Raw genomic sequence first — 4,377 nt, 5'->3', positions numbered from 1 at the left:
GATCGGAGCCCTGCTGTGCAGTGGCCGGGTACAACCGCCACCAATCGAGATTCTTGCACTGGAACAGGTCGCCAACGCCCATGACCGACTGCAGCGCGGCGAGGCCAGAACCAAGATGGTGCTCCAGGTGCTGGACTGAGACGCGTTGTGCTCGTCGGCGCGATCAACGGAAAAACTCACCCGGTGTCGCCTCGAACTGCTGGCGAAACGCAGCGATAAACGCCGAGGTCGAGTCATAACCACAGGCCAGCGCCACATCGGTGACCCGCTCGCCCTGCTCCAGGGGAGTTAGGGCGCCTAGCAGACGCAGACGCTGGCGCCAGGCACGAAAGGTCAGCCCGGTGTCCTTGAGAAACAGCCGGCTGAGGGTCTTCTCCGTCACCCCCAGCTTCTGGCTCCACTGGCCCAGGGTGGTCTGCTGTTCCGGGTGCGCCTGCAGGCTGCGGTAGATCGCCCGCAAGCGCGGGTCCAGGGGCAGCGGCAGCATCAGGTCCAGTTGCGGCGCGGCCGCCAGCTGGTCCAGCAGCACCTGGGCCAGGCGTCCGTCGGCGCTGTCCTCGACATATTCCACCGGCAACTCGCTGAAGGCGCGGATCAACTCCCGCAGCAGGCTGCTGACCGCCAGCACCTGGCAATTGTCGGTGGCCGCCCAGGCGGTGACGCTGCAGTCCAGGTACAGGCTGCGCATCTCGGTGCGCGGCGAGCTGAACACCCGGTGCGGCACCCCGGCGGGAATCCATACCGCCCGTTGCGGCGGCGCGATAAAGCGCCCGCCGCTGGTGTGGATTTCCAGCACCCCCTGAATCGCATAGGACAACTGCACCCAGGGATGGCTGTGGCGCCGGGTCAGCGCCCGATTGGGCAAGGATTCGGTGCGGCCGTACACCGGCCTGGGCAAGCTGGGCAGCCCGGGAATACTGCGCCGGACGATCTTTTCATGTCCTTTAGGCGGCATTAACTGGCTCCTTGGCGTTAGTCGGTAAATTCCAGCCACGTTAGAGTCGCCCCATCGCTCTTGGCAACCCCCGGATGATCCCGCTATGACTCGCTCGCGTCTTTTGCCCGACAACTTCACCCTGACCCTGATCGGCGTGGTCCTGCTGGCCAGCTTCCTGCCGGCCAGCGGCCAGGTGGCGGTCGGCTTCGGCTGGCTGACCAACCTCGCCATCGGCCTGCTGTTCTTCCTCCACGGCGCCAAGCTGTCGCGCGAGGCGATCATCGCCGGGGCCGGCCACTGGCGCCTGCATCTGCTGGTGTTCAGCCTGACCTTCGTGCTCTTCCCGCTACTGGGGCTGGCACTCAAGCCATTGCTGTCGCCGCTGGTGGGCAATGAGCTGTACATGGGCATGCTGTATCTGTGCGCCCTGCCGGCCACGGTGCAATCGGCCATCGCCTTCACCTCCCTGGCCCGAGGCAATATCCCGGCGGCCATCTGCAGCGCTGCGGCGTCGAGCCTGTTCGGGATCTTCCTCACCCCGCTCTTGGTGACCCTGCTGCTGAATGTGCACGGCGACGGCGGCTCGACCCTGGACGCGATCCTCAAGATCAGCGTGCAATTGCTGCTGCCATTCATCGCCGGACAGATCGCCCGGCGCTGGATCGGCGCCTGGGTCGGGCGCAACAAGAACTGGCTGCGTTTCGTCGACCAGGGCTCGATCCTGCTGGTGGTCTACGGCGCCTTCAGCGAGGCGGTGAACGAAGGCATCTGGCAGCAGATCCCGCTGTGGGAACTGGGCGGGCTGCTGGTGGCCTGCTGCAGCCTCCTGGCCCTGGTGCTGCTGGCGTCGAGCTTTCTCGGCAAGCTGTTCGGCTTCGACCAGGAAGACCGCATCACCATCCTCTTCTGCGGCTCGAAAAAGAGCCTGGCCACTGGCGTGCCGATGGCCCAGGTGCTGTTTGCCGGCAGCACCATGGGCGTGCTGATTTTGCCGCTGATGCTGTTCCACCAGATCCAGCTGATGGTCTGCGCGGTGCTGGCCCAGCGCTACGCCAAGCGCCCGGAATCGGTGGCCGAGCTGATGGGCCAGGTCGACCCGTAACTGTTCCTGCAAGGCGGCCCGGCGGTTGACCGGGCCTGCGCGCAGATGGCGATGAAGCGTGCGCAATGGCATGATGCCGCGGCGAAAATCATCAAGGACCGCTGATGTTTCCCCATCGAATTCAAGCCCCCAGCCAGGCCGACCTGGAACTGCAGGTTAGCGCCCGCCTGGAGGCCGATGACCAGGCCCAGGTCATCGTCCAGTTCGCCAAGGCCGAACAGTACGACGGCGAACTGCTGAGTCAGCTCGACACGCTCTGCGCCCGTTTCGGTGAACGCCTCACCGTGCGTTTCTATAGCCATTACCCGGGCAGCGCGTTCGATGCCCGGGTGTTGCTGGCCCTGCCCCATGTGCAGTCCCTGAGCCTGGACTGCCTCGACACCCTGGATCACTACGAGGCCATCGGCCGCCTGCCCCTGCTTCGGGAGTTTGCCCTGCAGGTGATCAGCGCCGACCTGCCTGAACTGCTCAGCCTGCCCAACCTGGAGCAACTGCACAGCCTGCGGCTGTCCCTGGACAAGGGCCCGGCGATCGAACTGGCGCCGATTGGCTGGATGCCCGAGTTGCACAGCCTGAGCATCAGCGTGCAGAGCCATCAGCTGGATGTGCTGAGCCAGTGCCCGAGCATCAGGCACCTGAGCCTGCATCGCCTGCCGGCCAAGACCACCCTGGACATGGTGGCCGGCATGGCCGGGCTGCGCAGCCTGGCGCTGAGTTTCGGCAGCCGCGAGAGCATGCCGGAGTTGCACAACCCCCAGGTCACGGATCTGGAGATCCTTCGGGTGCGCGGCCTCCACCAACTGCAACTGGATGGCTTTCCACAGCTTGAGGTGCTGAAGATCGAGGACCAGGCGCAACTGCGCCGGCTGGATCTCGCCGGACTGGCGCGGCTGCACAAGCTGAGCCTGATCAACCTCAAGAGCCTGGGGGAACTCAGCGGCCTGAAAACCTCGAACATCGCCGACCTGCGCATCATCAAGGCCCCACAGATGGATCTGCTGACACTGATCGACAGCCAGCTACCGCCCAGCGTGCAGCACCTCAAGCTGCTCAGTGGCAAACGCGCCGTGGACAAACAGCTCGAAGCCCGGCAACAGCAGCTGGGCATTCCTGAACCCCGCGGCCCGTATTGACCACCGCCCTCTCGTAGGAGCGAGCTTGCTCGCGAAGGACGTCAACGATAACCCGCACTTGCAGGGAAGCTGCGGCGCGTTGGAAATCATCGCGAGCAAGCTCGCTCCTACAGATTCACCGCCCCTTCCGTGATCACCCGCACCCGTGGCGCACATTGGCACCCCACGGCTGTGCTAACGTTCGCCAACCCCCAAGCTTGAAACCCTGCCCCATGTCCATCACTGAGAATCTCCTGGCCTTCACCCTGGCCGCCACGCTGCTGACCCTGACCCCGGGCCTGGACACCGCCCTGGTGCTGCGCACCGCCACTGTGGAAGGTCGGCGGCAGGCGCTGCGCGCGGCGTTGGGCATCAATGCCGGCTGCCTGATCTGGGGCGCGGCTGTGGCCTTCGGCCTGGGGGCCTTGATAGCGGTGTCGGAACTGGCCTTCAACCTGTTGAAGTACTGCGGCGCCGCCTACCTCGCCTGGCTGGGACTGAACATGCTGCTGCGCCCGCGCCACTCGTTTGCTCCCACAGGCGCGAACAGCGACCCCGGCACCAACTGGTTTCTCAAGGGCATGCTGGGCAATGTGCTCAACCCCAAGGTGGGAGTGTTCTACGTGTCCTTTCTGCCGCAGTTCATTCCCCAGGGCCAGCCGTTGGTGGCCTGGACCTTCGGCCTGGTGAGCATTCACGTGGTGCTGGGGCTGGTCTGGTCGCTACTGCTGATCGCCGCCACCCGGCCCCTGGCCGGTGTGCTGCAGCGGGAAAAGGTGATCCAGTGGATGGACCGCACCACAGGGATGATCTTCGTACTGTTTGCCGCTCGATTGGCCTTGAGCAGGCGCTGAGAAGCCGCTCCCAGCCACTGCCAGCGGCCCCGACAAGCTCACGAGGTCACGCCAAGGCCGCCACTCAGGCTTGCGCCTCGCTCCTAAACTGCTGCCACTGTTCCCAGCAGTTCTCGGCCACCAGATCGCGGTAACCCCGCTCGTTTTCCATGCTCAGCGCCGCTGCCACCGGCAACGCGATACAGGCGGCGTTATCACGAATATCCAGCACTTCGGCCTCGGTCAGGGGCATGCCCTTGGTGTTTTCGGCATTCAGCAGCAAGGCCACCAACGCAGGTACGAATACCAGGCAAAGCTGATCGGTCATGGCTCAGTGTCCAGGGGTTAGGCAAGAGCCGAAAAGCCTACACATATCGGCCCTGCGCAGCCATT

Annotated in this window: 5 protein-coding genes and 1 pseudogene; 4 read left to right on the top strand and 2 right to left on the bottom strand. The window is 64.8% G+C overall.

Annotated features, from left to right (window positions below; all coding sequences use genetic code 11):
- Positions 1–139: pseudogene (locus tag BLX41_RS36835) on the top strand (NADP-dependent oxidoreductase); the annotation flags it as partial.
- A 24-nt stretch (positions 140–163) separates the two neighbouring features.
- On the opposite strand, the gene BLX41_RS31260 reads toward BLX41_RS36835, so the two are convergent.
- The gene (locus BLX41_RS31260) at positions 164–955 is read right to left on the bottom strand and encodes an AraC family transcriptional regulator (protein WP_123727980.1); all 792 of its coding nucleotides are present in this window, start codon (positions 953–955) and stop codon (positions 164–166) included.
- A gap of 85 nt (positions 956–1,040) precedes the next feature.
- Between BLX41_RS31260 and BLX41_RS31255 the strand changes: the two genes are divergently transcribed.
- The 3 genes from BLX41_RS31255 (at position 1,041) to BLX41_RS31240 (ending at position 4,005) form a co-directional block, all read left to right on the top strand.
- Positions 1,041–2,039 carry a bile acid:sodium symporter family protein gene (locus BLX41_RS31255; RefSeq protein WP_123727979.1) on the top strand — a complete coding sequence of 333 codons (999 nt, stop codon included), beginning with the start codon at positions 1,041–1,043 and terminating at the stop codon, positions 2,037–2,039.
- A gap of 104 nt (positions 2,040–2,143) precedes the next feature.
- Positions 2,144–3,172 carry a hypothetical protein gene (locus BLX41_RS31250; protein WP_123727978.1) on the top strand — a complete coding sequence of 343 codons (1,029 nt, stop codon included), beginning with the start codon at positions 2,144–2,146 and terminating at the stop codon, positions 3,170–3,172.
- A 212-nt stretch (positions 3,173–3,384) separates the two neighbouring features.
- Positions 3,385–4,005 (top strand): LysE family translocator, encoded by a 621-nt coding sequence (locus BLX41_RS31240; protein WP_011062117.1) that lies wholly within the window; start codon positions 3,385–3,387, stop codon positions 4,003–4,005.
- 64 nt (positions 4,006–4,069) lie between these two features.
- On the opposite strand, the gene BLX41_RS31235 is transcribed toward BLX41_RS31240, so the two are convergent.
- Complete coding sequence (locus BLX41_RS31235) at positions 4,070–4,312, bottom strand: hypothetical protein (protein WP_123727976.1); 243 nt, start codon at positions 4,310–4,312, stop codon at positions 4,070–4,072.
- Positions 4,313–4,377 lie beyond the last annotated feature (65 nt).

This window comes from Pseudomonas protegens (genome assembly GCF_003732485.1).
Lineage (GTDB): Bacteria > Pseudomonadota > Gammaproteobacteria > Pseudomonadales > Pseudomonadaceae > Aquipseudomonas > Aquipseudomonas protegens_B.
The sequence above is the reverse complement of the archived record's forward strand: the minus strand, read 5'-3'. Positions and strand labels throughout refer to the sequence as shown.